The organism is Sandaracinaceae bacterium (genome assembly GCA_020633055.1).
GTDB lineage: Bacteria > Myxococcota_A > Polyangia > Polyangiales > Houyiibacteriaceae > JADJJE01.
Map to the genome: position 1 here is coordinate 603598 of JACKEJ010000005.1, position 17647 is coordinate 621244.

Annotated in this window: 15 protein-coding genes; 8 read left to right on the forward strand and 7 right to left on the reverse strand. The window is 70.8% G+C overall.

Features of this window, described 5'->3' with window-relative positions:
- Positions 1-3 precede the first annotated feature (3 nt).
- From tpx to H6726_07375, 3 genes are all read left to right on the forward strand, one after another.
- On the forward strand, positions 4-498 hold the full coding sequence (gene tpx, locus H6726_07365; GenBank protein ID MCB9657454.1) for a thiol peroxidase: 495 nt from the start codon (positions 4-6) through the stop codon (positions 496-498).
- Positions 499-745: 247 nt separating this feature from the next.
- Positions 746-1384 carry a nuclear transport factor 2 family protein gene (locus tag H6726_07370; protein MCB9657455.1) on the forward strand — a complete coding sequence of 213 codons (639 nt, stop codon included), beginning with the start codon at positions 746-748 and terminating at the stop codon, positions 1382-1384.
- A gap of 107 nt (positions 1385-1491) precedes the next feature.
- Positions 1492-2064, forward strand: coding sequence for a DUF1003 domain-containing protein (locus H6726_07375; protein ID MCB9657456.1), 573 nt, complete (start codon positions 1492-1494; stop codon positions 2062-2064).
- A 158-nt stretch (positions 2065-2222) separates the two neighbouring features.
- Here H6726_07375 and H6726_07380 read toward each other — a convergent pair whose 3' ends face one another.
- The 4 genes from H6726_07380 to H6726_07395 form a co-directional block, all read right to left on the reverse strand.
- A complete protein-coding gene (locus H6726_07380) occupies positions 2223-5453 on the reverse strand; it encodes an efflux RND transporter permease subunit (GenBank protein MCB9657457.1) in 3231 nt (1076 codons plus the stop codon).
- Between the two features lie 10 nt (positions 5454-5463).
- Complete coding sequence (locus H6726_07385; protein ID MCB9657458.1) at positions 5464-6696, reverse strand: efflux RND transporter periplasmic adaptor subunit; 1233 nt, start codon at positions 6694-6696, stop codon at positions 5464-5466.
- 68 nt (positions 6697-6764) lie between these two features.
- Entirely contained in the window at positions 6765-8402 is a 1638-nt protein-coding gene (locus H6726_07390) for a TolC family protein (GenBank protein ID MCB9657459.1), read from the reverse strand.
- 91 nt (positions 8403-8493) lie between these two features.
- Positions 8494-9153, reverse strand: coding sequence for a TetR/AcrR family transcriptional regulator (locus H6726_07395; protein MCB9657460.1), 660 nt, complete (start codon positions 9151-9153; stop codon positions 8494-8496).
- Positions 9154-9260: 107 nt separating this feature from the next.
- On the opposite strand from H6726_07395, the gene H6726_07400 reads away from it, so the two are divergent.
- The 4 genes from H6726_07400 to H6726_07415 all read left to right on the forward strand — a co-directional run bounded on the left by H6726_07400 (position 9261) and on the right by H6726_07415 (position 12567).
- Positions 9261-9776: a hypothetical protein gene (locus H6726_07400; protein MCB9657461.1), complete on the forward strand. Its 516-nt coding sequence runs from the start codon at positions 9261-9263 to the stop codon at positions 9774-9776.
- A 13-nt stretch (positions 9777-9789) separates the two neighbouring features.
- Positions 9790-10146, forward strand: a complete 357-nt coding sequence (locus H6726_07405; protein ID MCB9657462.1) for a hypothetical protein — start codon at positions 9790-9792, stop codon at positions 10144-10146.
- Between the two features lie 86 nt (positions 10147-10232).
- On the forward strand, positions 10233-11093 hold the full coding sequence (locus H6726_07410) for an endo alpha-1,4 polygalactosaminidase (protein ID MCB9657463.1): 861 nt from the start codon (positions 10233-10235) through the stop codon (positions 11091-11093).
- 79 nt (positions 11094-11172) lie between these two features.
- A complete protein-coding gene (locus H6726_07415; protein ID MCB9657464.1) occupies positions 11173-12567 on the forward strand; it encodes a cytochrome P450 in 1395 nt (464 codons plus the stop codon).
- A gap of 55 nt (positions 12568-12622) precedes the next feature.
- Here the strand turns inward: H6726_07415 and H6726_07420 are convergent, their stop codons facing one another.
- Positions 12623-13792, reverse strand: coding sequence for a hypothetical protein (locus H6726_07420; protein MCB9657465.1), 1170 nt, complete (start codon positions 13790-13792; stop codon positions 12623-12625).
- 170 nt (positions 13793-13962) lie between these two features.
- On the opposite strand from H6726_07420, the gene H6726_07425 reads away from it, so the two are divergent.
- Positions 13963-14355, forward strand: a complete 393-nt coding sequence (locus tag H6726_07425) for a hypothetical protein (GenBank protein ID MCB9657466.1) — start codon at positions 13963-13965, stop codon at positions 14353-14355.
- A gap of 92 nt (positions 14356-14447) precedes the next feature.
- Here H6726_07425 and H6726_07430 read toward each other — a convergent pair whose 3' ends face one another.
- Together H6726_07430 and H6726_07435 are read right to left on the reverse strand one after the other, a co-directional pair.
- Positions 14448-15185: an NAD-dependent deacylase gene (locus tag H6726_07430; protein ID MCB9657467.1), complete on the reverse strand. Its 738-nt coding sequence runs from the start codon at positions 15183-15185 to the stop codon at positions 14448-14450.
- A complete protein-coding gene (locus H6726_07435; GenBank protein ID MCB9657468.1) occupies positions 15182-17629 on the reverse strand; it encodes a response regulator in 2448 nt (815 codons plus the stop codon). The genes H6726_07430 and H6726_07435 overlap by 4 nt, the downstream gene beginning before the upstream one ends.
- Positions 17630-17647: the final 18 nt, after the last annotated feature.

Sequence of the window (17647 nt, forward strand, 5' to 3'; positions counted from 1 at the left end):
CCGATGGCCAATATCACCTTCAAGGGCAACCCCGTCAGCACCAACGGCGACCTCCCGGCCGTGGGCAGCAAGGCCCCCGACTTCACCCTGGTCGCCGCCGACCTCAGCGAGAAGACCCTCGCGGACTTCGCGGGCAAGACCAAGATCCTCACCATCAACCCCAGCTACGACACGGGCGTGTGTCAGGCGACCGCGCGGGCCTTCAACCAGAAGGCGGCGGGCAAGGACGGCGCGGTGGTGCTGGCCATCAGCGCGGACCTGCCTTTTGCGCAGAAGCGCTTCTGTGGCGCCGAGGGCATCGAGGGGGTCGTGACGCTCTCCTCGTTCCGCAGCAGCTTCAGCGCCGACTACGGCCTCACCATGGAGGGCGGTCCGCTGAAGGGCCTCACGGCGCGCGCCGTGCTCGTCATCGACGGCGACGACAAGGTCGTCTACAGCGAGCTGGTGCCCGAGATCGTGCAGGAGCCGAACTACGACGCGGCCCTCGCCGCCGGCTGATGCGCACCGCGCGCGGGAGCACTCGCGCGTAGGACCTCTTCCGACGCCCCTCCACGTGCGAGGGGCGTCGGCGTTTCTCGCCCGACGTGGAAGGGAGACCCCTGTGTCCAGCGCCGCGGCACGAACGGGCCGCGCCTCGCCTAGCCGCGATAGGTCTCGCCGCGACGCTGGACGCGCAGAGGCGCCGGGTTCACGCCTCGCCGCGAGGTCTGGTACCGTGGCGCCGCATCACGCACGAGGAGCCACCATGACCACCGTCCAAGCCATCAACCCCAAGCCTGCTGGCAAGTTCACGCGCGAAGAGCTGGAGCAGACCATGAACGCGTGGCTGGACGCCAACCGGCGCGCGGAGGCTGCGGGGGACTGGATCTCCACCCTCGGGCCGTTCTACACGGACGACGCGGTCTATCGCTGGAACATCGGGCCCAACGAGGAGTTCGAGGCGCGCGGGCGGCGCGAGATCGAAGACGTGGCCATCGGCTACCAGATGAAGGGCTTCGAGGGCTGGGAGTATCCCTACGAGCGCATCCTGATCGACGAGACGCTGGGCGAGATCGTCGCGTTCTGGCGGCAGGTCGCGCCCGTCAAGCGACCCGACGGGAGCGACTACGACGTGGCCGGCGTGGGTGGCTCGTGGTTCCGCTACGCGGGCGGCGGGAAGTGGAGCGAGCAGCGCGACTTCTTCGACCTGGGCAACGTGTTCGCGCTCTTCGCAGAGCTGGCAGCGGACGGGCACCTGAACCCGGTCATCGCCGAGAAGGTGCGCACGAAGGTCAGCAGCAAGACGCTGCTGCGCGGGCACCGGCACCTGCGCACCCCGGACGGGCTGCGCGACAAGCTGCGCAAGGGCGCGGCCATGGCCCGCATCGTCCTGCGCGGCCGCTGAGCGCTCGCGACGCGGGAGGCTGCCGCACGACACAGCGGGCGCTCGTCCGGGGGCTCATGAGGCGCGGCACCCTCGACCGCGAGCCGCACTCGGCGTATTCGACGTGCATGAGCACCGACGAGCCGACCCCCGCCACGTCCGCCCCCTCCCCTGCGCCCGCGGCTGCGGGCCCGAACGTTCACCCGGAGAACCACGCGCTGCGCTTCCACCTGCGCAGCGTGCACCTGGCGTCGGTGTTCGGTGGGGACGCGTTCGGGATCCGCGCGGAGCGCTTCGCCCGCTTCTTCGGGACGCCCACCTTTCTGCTGGGCCAGACGGTGGTGGTGTTCGTGTGGATCGCCGTCAACGTGGCGGGCGTCGCGCGCTTCGACCTGTACCCGTTCATCCTGCTGAACCTCGCGTTCAGCCTGCAGGCGGCCTACGCCGCGCCGCTCATCCTGCTGGCGCAGACGCGGCAGGCCGACCGAGACAAGGCCAGCGCCGAGAACGACGCGCGGCACCGCGAGGCGCTGGCCCGTGACGCGGCCCTGCGCGAGGCGGCGAGCACGGAGCAGCTCGCGCTGCTGGTGACGCTCATGCAGCGCAACACCGAGCTGACCGACCTGACCCACCAGCTGAGCCAGAAGATCGAGCTGCTGACCCGCGAGATCCACGAGCACGTGCACGCGACGGGCGGCTGAGTCGTCACCGCGCGGCGGCTCGCTCGGCCCCGGCGCACTCGCGCCACGGCAGCTCGCCCGACCCGCAGCGGTTGTCCCGTCGACTTGGTGGGGTTCGCGCGGCGCCCGGCCGGCCCCCCGCACGATGCGTGCGACGCACGGGGGGGGCAGCCTACCGCTCAAGCCGCGTGGGGAGCCTCGTCGCCGTCCACGCCCTCGTCATCGGACCCCAGGCGCGCGCGCACCCAGGCCGCCACGCGGGACCCGCGGCGTGCCAGGTCGTCGAGCCACGTGAAGATCACGGGGGTGCCGACCAACGTGAGCAGCAGCGCGAGCGTCTGACCACCGAGCACGATGCCGGCGATGGCGTGGTTGGTGCCGCTGCCCGCGCCCTTGCTGAGCAGCAGCGGGACCATGCCGGCCACGAAGGCGATGGTGGTCATGAGGATGGGTCGCAGGCGGTCGCGGTTGGCGAGCATGACGGCGTCGGGTCGTGAGAAGCCCTCGCGCATGAGCGTGAGCGTGTGGTCCACCTGCAAGATGGAGTTCTTCTTCACGATGCCGAACAGCACCAACAGACCTAGCATGGAGTAGACGTTCAGCGACTGCCCGAAGATGAGCACGGAGAAGAGCGCGAACGGGACCGTGAGCGGCAGGGACGCCAAGATGCTGAGGGGGTAGACCCAGCTCTCGAACTGCGCCGCGATGATGAGGTACATGAAGACGAACGACAGCACGATGGCGATGAGGAAGCCTCGCGCCGCCTTGCCGAACTCACGTGCCTGACCCGTGAGGGCGGTGGAGTAGCCGGGGGGCATGTTCAGCTCCGCGGCCGTGCGGTTGAGCGTCTGGATGAGCTTCGCCGTGGACGCGCCGGGGAGCGTGGTCGCGTAGACCATGACGCTGCGCTCGCGCCCCACGTGCTCGATGGCCGCGGGCCCGACGCCCTCGACCACGCGCGCCACCTGGGAGAGCGGCACGAGCCGTCCGTCGAGCGCCCGCACCTCGTAGCGGTCGAGGTCCGCCGCGCTGCGTCGGAACTCCTCCCCTGCGCGCAGGTTCACGTCGTACTGGTCGCCCGCCACCGCGATGTTGGTCACGTCGGCGCCGCCCACCAGGATGCGCAGCGCGTCCGCGATGGCGGACACCGTCACGCCCAGCTCCGCCGCGCGGGGGCGGTCGATCTCCACGCGCAGCTCGGGGCGACCCTCACGGAACGTGGTGTCCGCCTGCGACACGCCCTGCTCGTGACCGAGCGCCTCGGCCAGGCTGTCCGAGAAGCGCTCGAGGGACGCGAACTCCGGTCCGCGCAGGAGGTACTGAATCGGCGCCGATTGCGGTCCCGACCCACCGAAGCCCGAGATGCGGGAGATCTCGGCTTTCGACTGCTCCCGCTCGACGAACGAGGGGAGGTACTCGGCGCGGATGTGCTCCTCGACCTCGAGCTCGCTGCGGTCGCGCTCCGTCTGGTCCACCAGGCCCACGTAGATGAGCGCCTCGTGGCTGCCGCGTCCGCTGATGTCGCCCTCCGCGCTGCCGACCATGAGCACCGTGTGCTCGACCTCGGGCAGCGACCGCACCTGGCGCGCCAGGCGCTCGGCGATGATCTCGGTCTCGGCGAGCGACGTGCCCTGCGGCGCCTCGACCGTGATCTCGAAGCGGCCCTCGTCGTCGGTGGGGAGGAAGCCCGTGGGGACGCGCGCGCCGATGACGGGGATGCCAGCCAGCGCGACGATCATGACGATGCCCACCACCCAGCGGTGACCCATGGAGAACGCGAGCAGCTTGCCGTACCAGCGCTCGAGGAAGCCATCCTCCAGCTGGAAGCCGGACTCGCCGCGCAGGAACTGACGGTAGCGCGCGCGCTCCTCGGGACCGCTCATGGGCAGGGCCTCCCCGACGGGGTGCGGGCGCGTGCCGTGGTGCTTGCCGCTCCGCTTCAGCCACTTGGACGAGAGCATCGGCGTGAGGCTGAACGCCACGAACAGAGAGACCAGCACGGCGACGCTCATGGTGATGCCGAAGGACGACAGGAAGCGCCCGACGATGCCGCCCATGAAGACCACCGGGAGGAACACGGCGACGAGCGACAGCGTCGTGGCCATGACGGCCAGGCCGATCTCCTTGGTGGCCTCGAGCGTGGCCTCGCGTGGGGCGAGCTTGCGCTCTTCGAGGAAGCGGATGACGTTCTCGATGACCACGATGGCGTCGTCGATGACGATGCCCACCGCGAGCGTCAGCGCCAACAGAGTGATCATGTTGAGGGTCAGGCCCAGCGCGCTCAGCACCGCGAACGTGGCGATGATGGACACGGGGATGGCCAGCGCCGCGATGACCGTCGCGCGCCCGTTGCGGAGGAACGAGAACACCACGAGCACGGCGAAGATGGCGCCGAGCAAGAGGTGCTCCTTCACGGCGTCCACGGACGTGCGCGAGAACGTGCTCTCGTCGCGGACGACGTCGGCCTGGTAGCCCGCCGGCAGGCGCGCCCGGATCTCGTCGATGCGCTCGGCGAGGCGGTCCGCCACCGCGATGGCGTTGGTGCCGCTCTGACGCGTGACGGTGAGCATGACGATGTTCTCGCCGTCGAGCGTGACGAGCGACTCGGCCTCGGCCGCGCCATCGGTCACCGTCGCGACGTCGCGCAGGTAGATCACCTGCCCGCCGCGCTGCATCACCGGCAGGTCCGCCAGCTCGGCCGCGGTACCGACGCGCCCGGGCACGCGCACCTGGCGTGTCTCGCCGCCGTTGACGACGTCGCCGCCCGGCAGCTCGAGGTTCTCGCGACGCAGCGCGACCGCCACGTCCGTGATGGACAGGCCGAGGGCCTGCAGACGCGCGGGGTCGAGGGCCACGCCGATCTCGCGCTCACGCCCGCCCAGGATCTGCACGGAGCCGACGCCCGCGAGACCTTCGAGGGGCCCCTTGAGCTCGTCGTCCGCGAACTGCGTCAGCTCCTGCGCCGTGCCAGGACCGCGCAGGGCGACGTAGTAGATGGGCTGCGCGTCCGGATCGAGCTTCTCGATGCGCGGCGGCTCGACGCCCTCGGGCAGCTGCGACAGCACACGGTTGACGCGGTCGCGCACCTCCTGGGCCGCGACGTCACCGTCCTTCTCGAGCTCGAACTGCACCGCGACGACCGCCAGGCCCTCGTAGGAGGTGGAGCGCAGCTCCGAGAGGCCGGAGACGCTGCCGACCGCCTCCTCGATGATCTCCGTCACCTCGGTCTCGACCTGAGCGGGAGAGGCGCCGGGGTAGGGCACGACGACCGTGACGTACGGCACGTCGATGTTGGGAAAGCGGTCCACGGGGAGGCTTCCCACGCTGGCCACCCCGAGGACGAGGAGCACCAGCGACATGACCCAGGTGAAGACCGGGCGAGAGACGGCGACGCGTGCGAGCCACTGCATGACGGACTCCTCAGCTCTCTGGGACGACGCGCACGGGCACGCCGTCGGCGAGGTTGCGGGGGGGGAGAGTGACGACGACGGTCCCGTCGGGGAGCTCGGCGTCGAGGGTGGTGACGTCGTCCGTGCGATCGATCACGCGCACCGCGGTGGTGGTGGCGATCCCGTCCTCGACGACGAACAGACGGTACACGCCCGCCCGCTCCGAGAGCGCGTTGGTCGGGACCCGGACGACGCGGCGCGTCCCGTCCAGCTGCAGCTCGGCGCGCGCGAAGTGCCCCGCGCGGATGGCCCCGTCGTGGTTGTCGATGACGACCTCGATGGTGAGCGTGCGATTGGCGGTGTCGAGGGCGGCGGCGATGAAGCGCACCTCGCCCGTGACCTGCTGCTCGGTTCCATCCACGGTCACCTGCACGGACTGCCCCTCGTGCACCAGCGCGGCGTACCGCTCCGGGACCGCCAGCTCGAGGCGCAGCTCGGAGGCGTCCACCAGCTCCACCACGGGCGACTGCGTGCCGACGAACTCGCCGACCTCGACCAGGCGCTCCATGATGGCCCCCGCGAACGGGGCGCGCACAGTGGTGTTGCTGGCCTCGTTACGACGCAGGCGCGCCTCGGAGGAGAGCGCGACGTAGCTGGCGAGCGAGCCGCGCGCGCGGGTGCGGGCCTGATCGTAGCGTGCGCGCGCGGCCTCGGCTGCGCTGCGCGCCTGCTCGAAGCTGCGGTCGTCCACGACGCCCTCGGCGTGCAGCGGGGTCACGCGCCGCAGCTGGTCCTCGAGGTTCTCCCAGTCGGCGCGGGCGGCGACCACCTCGGGCACGGCGTCCGGGTCGAACTCAGTGGTGCGCTCCACGCCCAGCTGCTCGAGCTGGGCCTCGGCGCGCGCGGACGCGGCCCGGGCGGCGAGGCGTAGGTCGACCTGACGTAGGACGACCAACGGGTCGCCCTCGGCGACGACGTCACCGCGCTCGACGCGTACTTGGGCGACGTGCCCGCTGACCAACGGCGAGAGCCGCGCGTGGCGACGGGGCTGCAGCGTCCCGTCGAGCGCGAGGGTGTTGGGGATCTGCTCCACGCGCGCGGTCGCGGTGCTGACCTCGACGACCTCGGGCGTGGTGTCGGCGGGGACGGCGGCGCCAGCGCGGGAGCTCTCGCAGCCGCTGAGCGCACCGCCGAGGGAGCCGGCGAGCAGGCCGCCGAGGAACAAGGCGGGAGCGAGAGAGGAGTGGGTGTGGGGGGAGTGCATGGTCGTACCTACGGAGAGGGCTCGGGGGGAGTGCGATGAGCTCGATGAGGTGGGGGGAGAGCTGACGTTCATGGGGTGCCGTCGGCGCCAAGGGCGCGGACGAGGCGGGCGTTGGCGATGTGGGCGTCGACGACGGCGTCGACCAGGTCGAGGCGCGCGCGCAAAGAGGCCACGCTGGCGTCCAGCACCTCCCGCCGCGTCCCGAGGCCCGCGCGCGTACGGGCCGCGGCATCACGCTCACGCTGAGCGGCGCTGGTCGCTGCCAGGCGGCGCGCGTCCACCTCGGCCAAGGAGGCGACGAGCAGCCCTTGCGCCTCGATGGCGGCGCGGCCCGCACGACGGGCGTCGTTCTCGGCCGTGAGCGAGCTCTCGAGGGCGAGGGCCAGGCGCTGGTTGCGGCGGGCGCCGGCCAACAGCGAGCCGTCGAGGGAGAAGGTGAGCTGCGCGCTGATGTCCCACGTCCCACGGAACTGCGTGGTCTGGGGGAAGATGCGCGAGTTGGGGTTCGCGTAGGTGTGGTTGAGCGTCACGGACAACGACGGGAACATGCGCGCGCGCTCGGCGTCGGCCCGCACGGCCTGCGCCTCCGCGCGCAGCGTCGACGCCGTCACGTAGGGGTCGTTGGCCTGCGCCTCGGTGCGCAGCTCCTCAGGCTCGCGCGCGTCCCCGGCGGGCAGCGCGGCCAGCTCGACAGACAGCACGATGGGCTCTTCGTCGGGTAGCTCCAGCAAGTCGCGCAGCGCCCGCTCGGCCACCACGACGCGGCTCCGCGCGACGGTCTGCAGGCGTACGAACGACTGCGCGCTGGCCTCGGCCTCCAGCAGCGCGCTCGCGGTCACGAGTCCGCTCTCGACCTGCGCGCGCGTGTCGCTGGTGCGCTGCTCGGCGGCGGCCACGGCGTCGTCTGCCACGCCCAGCTGGGCGCGCGCGCGCACGACCTCGAAGTAGGTCTCGAGCGTGACGAGCACGCTGTCGCTCGACGCGCCGCGCTCGGCGGCCACGGCGGCCTCACGCTCCAGCTGCGCGGCCTGCAGCTCACGGCGGGTCGCGCCCACGTAGTCGCTGAGGGGCACGGACACGCTCGTGGTGAGCGCGTACTGGTTGAGGATGGGCTGCTGGAGGACGACGTCGTTGAGATAGTTTCCAGGGTTGGTCTGACAGTCGGCGATGTTGGACAGACAACCCGGCGTGTCGAATGACTGGATGGTGCCGGGCGTGTAGCTGGACAGCCGCGTGTAGCGCGCGGTCACCGAGGCGCGTGGCACGTAGGCTCGTCGCGCGCCTTGCACCGCAGCGTCCGCCGCCTCGCGCCGCGCCCCGGCGATGCGGGTGTCGAGCGAGACCTCGCGAGCGCGGGCAATCGCGGCCTCGGGCGTGAGCCCCGCCGCGGCGGACACCCCCTCGGGCAATAGCTCGGGGAGCTCGAGCGGCTCGGCTCCGGCGACGGGCCCGACGGGGAGCGCGTCGACCAGCTCCGACCCGCTGCTGCGCGTGGTCGGCGGCGCGGTGGGGTTCGCCGTGGGCGCGACGATCGTGCCGCTCCCCGCTGGTGGAGGACCAGCAGGCGTCGTGTCCAGCGGCGAGACAGGCGTATGCGTCTGCGCCGATGCGAGCGCGGCAGGGAGCGCGAGGGCGCCGAAGATGGCCAGCGCGACCGCCTGAACAGCAGTCGCGGAAGCAGGGGAAGTGGGGGGAAGGTAGGTCATGGGAGGTCTGGGGGGACGCTAGAAGTGAGCACTTACTTACTAACTGAAGGTGACGAGTCCGCCCACGTCGGTCGTTCGAGTGGCAGGAGCGTTAGTCGCGCGGGCGTCGCGCGCGTCGTGCGGGTGTCTGGGTGGGCTGCTGCGCCTCGGGCACCGTGGCGAGCCGGGCGACCGTCTCCGCGATCAGTCGCGCCACGGTGGGTGGGCTGGACGGGACCTGGTCTGGGAAGTGCAGCCTGAGGTTCACGTCGTGGATGACCGCACCGATGAACAGGCGCGCGAGCCCGCCGGGGTCGCAGGCGCGCACCCGCCCGAGCTTCATCTCGCCCTGGAAGTACGAGGTCATCGCGTCGATGCTCATGAACGGAGGCGCCTTCTCGCCCTTGCCCAAGAGCTTGGCGAAGTCTTTGGGCTCGAGCTTGCCGTTTGCCGCGATCATCTGAGAGCAGGGCATCAGCTCGCTGACGTAGCTGTGCATGCCGAGCGCGATGTGGGCCAGGTGCTCCTCGATGCTGCCCTTCCCCACGCGCTCGGGGATGGACGTGAACCACTCACACTCCTCGATCTGCGGGAGGCGGAGGGCGAAGATGAACATCCGCAGCTTGCTGCCGAAGCGCTTGTAGAGCGTCCCCTCGCTCACGCCCGCGCGCTTGGCAAGCTCCTGCGTCGATGCGCCCGGCCCCAAGTCGAGGAAGGTGTCCCTCATGGACTCGAGGAGGGCTTCGCTGTCGAACTGCTGGGGCCGCGCCATAGTAAGAAAGTGTTTACTTACTAAACCGCGAACGTCAAGCTGCGGGCACGCACTTTGTGCCCGCTCACGCGCTTTTCGCCTGCTCCGTGCGACCCCAGACCTTCGCCATGGACCTCAGCAACCCCTACCCCGCCCAGTGGTCCGTGCTCGCCGCACGTGATGCATACCTCGCCGAGAACGGCTTCAGCATCGAGGCCTACGACTCGCCATTCACGGACGCGAAGCTGGCGGGCGGCATCGCCATCAAGGTTCCCAACACCAAGAAGCACCGCTGGGCCCTGATGTGGCACGACCTGCACCACGCGCTGCTGGGCTACGGGACCGATCCCGCCGGCGAGGCAGAGGTGAGCGCGTGGGAGCTGCGTCGCGGTCTGCGCCCCGTCGGCCTGTACGTGGGCAGCATCGTGGCGAGCGGCGCGCTCTTCGGTCTGCTCGTCGCGCCGCGTCGCACGCTGCGTGCGTTCCGCGCGACGGGTCCGCGCCCATCCCTCTTCCACGAGCCGCTCCCGTACGAGCAGGCCCTCACGCTCACGCTGGGTGAGCTGCGGGAGCTCCTCGGCGTCCCACGCGACGGCCTGAACAAGAGCGGCCGCGGCCGCCACGCAGGCGCCCCGCGCGCGTGATACAAGCTTGGACGTGAGCACGGAAGCGACGACCCCGGTGAAACCCCTTGGGCTCCCCGACTATGCGGCGATCAGCGTGGGTGTGCTCGTGCTGGTGAGCGCGCTCGCGGCCATGGCCTTCGCCGCGATCCACCACGCGCAGATCGACGATGCGCGGGCCTACCGCGAGAGCTTCCTGATCCTCCCGGAGCTCGGGACGCTGCTGTGCAGCTGCGGCAACCAGCCCTTCGTGCTGGTCGGCTTCATCACCTTGTTGGTGCGCCGACGCTTCAAGCTCGCGCTCGCCGTCGGCCTCGCCGGTTTCCTCGGACTCGTGGCCGCGTACGCGGCGGTCGCGCTGGATTCTTCCACGCTGCTCTACGCCACCTGAGCGCCTGCGATCGCTCCCGAGCGTGCTCGCCCGGTCGAAGGCACATCCCCAGCCCCGACCCTTGCACACCCCTCTATACTCCTCGGATGCGCTCGGCCCGCCGCTGCTCCTCGCTCGTGCTTCTCCTCACGCTGCTACCAGCGCAGCATGGGTGTGGCGGCGCGTCCGGTACCGCGGGTGACGCCGGGGTCACGGACAGCTCGCTGGCCGACACGGGCGTGGTGGAGTCGACGTATCCGCTCCCGCCCGCGAACGGCGGCCTCGACTACCAGCTGGGCGAGGCGTACCCACCTCCTGCCGGTGTGAGCATCGTCTCACGGGACCGAGAGGCCCCCATCGTCACGGGGCTCTACAACATCTGCTATGTGAACGGCTTCCAGGCGCAGGCGCACGAGAACGCCTTCTGGCTGGACGAGCACCCCACCCTCGTGTTGAGGGACGACGGCGGTGACCCGGTCATCGACCCCGACTGGGACGAGATGCTCTTGGACGTCGGGACGCCCGAGAAGCGCACCGCCATCGCGGCGATCGTGGACGACTGGATCGCTGGCTGCGAGGCCGCTGGCTTCGACGCGGTGGAGATCGACAACCTGGACACCTTCGCGCGCTCGGGCGGGCGCCTGACGGAGGCGGACGCTGTGGCGATGATGCGTCTCTTCGCAGACGGCGCGCACGCGCGCGGCATGGCGGTGGCGCAGAAGAACTCCGCGGAGCTGGTGGGCCGCCGGGCAGAGATGGCCACGGACTTCGTCGTGGCCGAAGAGTGCAACCGCTACGACGAGTGCGACGTGTACACCGCCGTCTACGGGACCAGCGTGCTGGTCATCGAGTACCGCGAGCAGGACTTCACCGAGGGCTGCGCGGCGTTCCCTCAGCTCTCGATCGCACTCCGCGACAGAGACCTCGTGGGACCCTCGGACGCGGCCTACAGCTACGACGGCTGCTGAGCATCGGCCTCCACGCAGGGTGAGTCGTCGCCGAGGAATCCGGGCGACAACGGCGGACGCCCGTGCGACGCTGACGAGCGTGGACCTCCGCACTTCCGTCGTCGATGAGCTCGCCCGCCGCGCCGCGCGCCCAGCCCACGAGGCTCGCCGCGACGCGCTCCCGCCTGGCCCCGGCACGCCTGCCACCATGCAGATGCTGTCGTTCCTGCTCACGCCCCAGGCGTTCCTGCGTGCCGTCCGCGCCGAGTACGGCAAGACCGCGACGCTGCGCATCCCTGGCATCCCGCGCCTGGTGCAGTTCAGTGAGCCCGAGGCCGTGCGCGAGGTGTTCGCGACGGGTGACGAGGTGATGCACGCGGGCGAGGCCAACGGCATCCTCGAGCCCTTCCTGGGCGCGTACTCCGTGCTCGTGCTGGACGGAGCGCGCCACCGCTCGCAGCGACGCCTGCTGTTGCCTCCGTTCCGCGGCGACCGCATGCGCGCATACGGGGAGGCGATGCGCGACATCACGGTGCGGGCCATGGCGCGCTGGCCCCGCGACCAACGCTTCCCCATGCAGCGCGAGACGCAGGCCATCACATTGGAGGTCATCCTGCGGACCGTGTTCGGCATGGTCGACGGCGCCGACCAGGACCGCATGAGGGATCTGCTGGCCACGGCGCTACGCATCCTCGACAACCCGTTGTACGTCGTGCGGACGTTCCAGCGCGACCTCGGGCCGCGCTCCCCGTGGGGGCGTTTCGTGCGGCTGCGGAGGGAGATCTACGCCGAGATGGACGCGCTCATCGCGCGCAGGCGGCGTGAAGCGCCGCGTGAGGACATCCTGTCCATGCTGCTCGCGGCGAAGCACGAGGATGGCTCCCCCATGAGCGACGAGGAGATCCGCGACGAGCTCTTCACGCTGCTGGTCGCCGGACACGAGACCACCGCCACCGCCATCTCCTGGACGTTGCATCGGCTCTCGATCCACCCCGACGTGCTCGCGCGGACCCAAGCGGAGCTGGACGAGGTGCTCGGCACGGAGGCCGCGTTCGACGTCGATCGCTCGCGAGAGCTCGTGTACCTCGACGCGGTCTGCAAGGAGTCGCTGCGCATGCACCCCGTCATCCCGGGCGTGGGCCGCATCGTGAAGCGCCCCACACGTATCGGCGGCGTCGACCTGCCCCCTGGGGTAGCGGTGGGGTGCAGCATCTACCTGGTGCACTTCGATCCGGACACGTGGCCCGACCCCGAGCGCTTCGACCCGACGCGCTTCATCGACCACAAGCCAGCGCCCTACACGTACTTTCCTTTCGGCGGTGGGCTGCGCCGCTGCATCGGCGAGGCCTTCGCGCTCTACGAGATGCGCATCGTGCTCGCGACGATCCTGCGCGAGCTCGCGCCGGTGGCAGAGGTGACCGAGGTGCGCACCCAGCGGCGGAACATCACGCTGACGCCCGCCGGAGGGCTGCCGCTGCGCGTGCGGGCGCGCTGATCTGGACGCGCACGTACCGCGGCCACCACGCAGTCTACCAAGACGCGGTCGCCGCTCACGAAGCGCAGTGGGCGCCGCAGAACGACCAGTCGTCGCGCCTCACCGCGCGGGGCCCGTGGCGCTCGACGAACGCTACGATCTCGTCGGGGTCGTCCGTCACCAGCACGCGATCGCTCCAGCCTCCCTTGTCGGACAACGCGCGTAGGAGCGGCGCCGCCGGCAGCGTGTTGGTCCAGTAGTCGACGCCGTAGAGGGCCATCGGGGACACTAGACCGCGCACCGTACCGTAGTGGTTCTGACACGCGTCCTGGAAGATCTCCTGCACGGTGCCGCCGCTGCCCGGCGCGAACACGATGCCGTGCGTCGCGAGGCTGACCAGGCCCTCTTCCCGAGTGCAATTGGCGAAGTACTTGGCGTGGTGGGACGCGAAAGCGTTCGGGGGCTCGTGGCCGTAGAAGAACGTGGGGACACCGAGGCTGACGGCCGCGGGGTCGGCGAAGAGTGGCGCGTATCGAGCGCGGACCTCGAACGCACGGGCGAGCCAACGCTCGTCGGTGTACTTGGGCGCGCTGGACAGGAGCCCGAGCGCGTCCGAGAGCGCCGCGGGCGCGCGACACAGGCGCCCCCCGAGATTGGCGGCCTCCATGGCGCCGGGGCCGCCGCCGGTGGCGATGAGGAAGCCGCGGGCCGCGAGCTGCGCGGACAGCCTGGCCACGTCGTCGTAGGCCTCTGTGCCACGCGCCATCCCGTGGCCGCCCATGAACGCGACGACGCGTGGGTGATCGACCAGGAACGCCTCGAGAGCCTCCGAGATGCCGTGGTCGTGCAGGCGACGAGCCAGGGCCTCGAGCAGCCCGGGCTCATCGGCGCCGCCGTGTGCGCGGAAGTGGCGGTAGATGCGGGCGTCCAGGGTGTCGCAGTACGAGCAGGGGTCGGTCGGGTCGAATGCGTCGAACAGCTGCTCGACACGGTAGAGCTGGCTGCGCCAGGGCTCGAACGGCAGCGCGCGCGGCAGCCGCGGGAACACGAGCGCGCCCTGGTCCACGGCAGCGGCCAGATCGTCCGACCCCATCTCACATCCCAGCAGGACGGCGCCGTCGAGCCCAGCCTGACGGAGGGACGCACCGTGGGCGCTGAGGTCGAGCCCACACAACACCACCTCGCGCAGCTCGTGGCCCGCGGCCAAGTGGGCCTCCAGAGATGCTAGTTCGCGAATCTCGATCATGCGGCGATGGTCAGGGCGGCTCGCGGGGAGCGCAACCCCGTACGCGCGTGGCGTCCCGAGGGCTCCTGGGCGTCGCAGCGATATTTTTGGTGAGGTGGATGTCAAACGCTCGAAAACGTGGTCTCCTCCCCGGGCTTCGACAGGAAGCACTACGAGAAGAAGGAGACATCATGAACACGATTTCGAAACTCATCCTTGCGGGGGCGCTCGTGCTTGGAATCGGCTGCGGCGGTGAGGCCGAGGCGACCGAAGCTCCGGCGGCGGAGGCGGCCGAGGCTCCGGCGGCGGCGGCTCCGGCGGCTGAGGCGGCTCCGGCCGCAGGTGGCGGTGGTGGCAGCGTCTGCGAGCGCGCCGCCAACTGCTGCACCGGCTACATCGAGGCCATGGTCGCGCTGAACCCCGCCATCGGCAACACGCTCAACGCCGAGTCCACCTGCGCTGGCGTGCGCCAGGCGGGTCAGTCGGGCTCCGCTGGTGACGCCGCGTGCCAGGCCGCCATCGACGGCTGGCGTCAGGGCCTCGCCGCCATGCCGAACGCGACCGTTCCGGCCGCGTGTCAGTGAGCGTGATCGCGACCGCGTGAAGATGGCTTGCATGCGTCGCCGAGGGCCAATGGGGGTGTTCGGCGACGCAGCGGCGCATCATGCGGGTCGCGTCAGGTGACCCGGAAGAGGGTGGGCAGCACCTCGCCCGCCTTGCCGAGCCGCACCTCCTGGAAGCTGTCCGCGTTGGCGGGCTCTTCGAGGCCGACGTAGACGGAGCGGCAGGTCTCGCCCATCTGGCGGCGGTAGAGCAGCTCGCGCACCAGGCCGGCGGCTGGGTAGACCACGCCGCTGCTGCCGATGGTCACGAACAGGTCGCAGCCGCGCACCTCGCGCACGATGCGGTGCATCCCGAACGGCTCCTCCCCGAACCAGACGATGTGCGGCCGGAGCCGCGCGCCACAGGCGGGGCACACGGGCAGCTCGTCCATGTACAGGGCGTGGTCGTCGAAGGGCTCGAGCGAACACGCGGGGCGTTCGCAGCGGGTCTTGTACAGCTCGCCATGCATGTGGAACACCTGCGGTGAGCCCCCCGCCTCGTGCAGCGCGTCGACGTTCTGCGTGCACAGGAACACGTTGTCGTCGTCGAGCGCGCGCTGGAGCGCCGCGATGGCCTCGTGGCCGGGGTTGGGTCGAGTGCGGTCGGCCTGCGCGCGCCGCTCGCTGTAGAAGCGCCACACCAAGTGGGGGTCGCGGGCCCACGCTTCGGGCGTGGCAACGTCCTCTGGGCGGTGACCCTCCCACAGGCCGCCGGCGTCGCGGAAGGTGGCGATGCCGCTCTCGGCGCTGATGCCTGCGCCGGTGAGCACGAAGACGCGGTCGGTGCGTCGAAGCTCGATGGGTGCGTTCATGACATTGTGGCGAGCACGGTGCGGACCGCATGCTCGAGCTGCTCCACGGTGAAGGGTTTGGACAGAAACACGCAGTGGGGGTCGGGCGGCAGACGGTCGAGGACCTCGTGCCGATCGTAGCCAGAGCACAGCACGACGGGCAGGCTCGGCTTCGTCCGGCGCACCTCGCGCAGCACCTCGTAGCCATCGACACCAGGCATGGTGAGGTCGAGCAAGATGCCACGCACATCATCGCCATGGACGGCGTACCGCTGGAGCCCCTCCCTACCGTCGCGTGCCTGGGCCACCGACAGGCCGAGGTCCGTCAGCGCCGCGGCCGCGAGGGTGCGCACCGTCGGCTCGTCGTCGACGACCAGGAACAGCCCCGACAGGGGAGGAGCGACACCGCCCGACGGAGTCGTCTTCGGTCCGGCGTGTGAGGGCGCGCCGACCGGGATGAAGACCCGGAACGTCGTCCCGACGCCCACCTCCGACTGGATGTCCAACGCCCCCGCGTGCGCGCGGATGATGCCCAACACGGCGGCGAGCCCAAGCCCGTGGCCTCCCTTCTTGGTCGTGAAGAAGGGGTCGAACACGTGCGGGAGAGTCTCACGCTCGAGCCCCACGCCATCGTCGGTGACGCTCACGCACACGAACGCCCCCGGCTGGGCGCGCCCGTGCTGGTGCATCTGGCGGAGCGCCTCCTCACTCAACGCCACACGCGACACGCTCACATCGACGCGCCCCGCGCCCGCGTGCCGCTGGTGGGCGGCGTCGCCCGCGTTGGTGATCAGGTTCATGACCACCTGCCCCAGCTGGGCTGGGTCGCCGAGCACGGCACGCGCCTCGGTTCCGAGCGCGTAGTGAACGGCGACTCCGTCGGGGACGCGCGACTGCAGCAGGTCGCGCATCTCCGCCACGAGCGCGCGCACGTCCACGGTCACCGTCTCCAGCTGGGCGCGGCCGGCATAGGCGAGCATCTGCTTGGTGAGGTCCGCGGCGCGCCTCCCCGCCGTCACGATGTGTTGCGTGGCTTGCCACTCCCGCGAACCTGGCTCGAGGCCGCGCGCCAGCCAGGACGCGTTGCCCAGGATACCGACCAGCAGGTTGTTGAAGTCGTGCGCGACGCCCCCCGCCAACAAGCCGAGGCTCTCCAGCTTTTCGCTGCGCTGCACCTGGTCCTCGAGCTGGCGCCTGAGTTCTTCGTCCGCCTTGCGCTCCGTGATGTCGACGAAGGTCACGATGGCCCCCGTGAGCTCTCCCGTGTTGGGCGCGCGCACCGGCGAGGCGCGGAAGATGGCCCACGAGGTGGCGCCGTCGGGGCGCCGCACGCCGAGCGTCTCGGGGCCCTGTGGTTCCCCGGTCACGAGGGCGCGGGTCACCGGATAGTCCTCGGGGGCTGCCGGCTGGCCGCTCTCCCAAATGGTCTCCGTCGCGAAGTCGGTGGTGTAGCGGCGCGTGAGCTCGTCGTAGGCAAGCCCCAAGATGCGCTGCGCCTCGCCGTTGGCCGCGTGGATCGCCCCGTCGGCTGCGACGTGCACGATGCCGCTCGGGACGGCCTCGACGATGTGGCGGTTGATGGCCTCGGACTGTCGCAGCGCAGCCTCCGCCTCGCGTCGCTCGTTGAGCTCCCGGGTGAGCGCCTCGTTCGCGCGCTGCAGCGCCTGGGTGCGCTCTTCGACGCGTCGCTCGAGCTCCACGTTCTCGCGTGCTAGCTGCTCCGCATGAGCCGCCTGGGCCTCGGAGGTCCCCTTGCGGCGAAAGAACCCCGGGACCTCGACGCGCTCGGCGCGCCGGACTACCTCCGGGTGCGCCGCGGTGTAGGCGTCGATGCGCTCGGCGATGCGCGCTGGGGGCGCCATGATGAAGCGGCACTGGGCGTCGCCCATGGCGCGGCAGGTGATCTCGGCCGCGACGAGCGGCATCTCGAAGGCGGACTCGCACCACCCCGACGAGTACCCCGAGTTCATCACGCACACCGGGAAGTCCGCGTGGCGCCCCGCCGCGATCCACCCGTCGGCCTCCATCGAGTAGGGGTGGTCGTAGTACAGGACGAAGTCGTCGTCCGGCCGCGGGCGGCTGTCGGCGTGGATGTCGACGAAGGCCCACCCCGCGTGCGCGAAGTGCACGGGACCCGCCGACAGCTTCTCGACCGGATCCTGTACGCCCAGCCGCTCCGCGAACACGCGGGCGTCGCTCATGCCCATGGCGTGCGCGAGGTCGAACAGGATCTCGCGCGCGACCTTCGTGCCTTGGTCCCCCTGCGATCCGTACAGCTCGCGCACCACGTCGACGAACTCGACCGAGAGGGCGCGCGCCCGCACGAGGACGTAGCGCTCGTCGGCCACGCCGATGGTGCCGCGCTCGGGCTCCTGCCGGAGCTCCTGGAAGTACTGCCGCACGTACTCCTGCGCTCGCTCGAAGACGGGCGCGAATGCAGGTGGGACGCTGACGGACTCGAGCAAGAGGGCCTCTCTGACTGG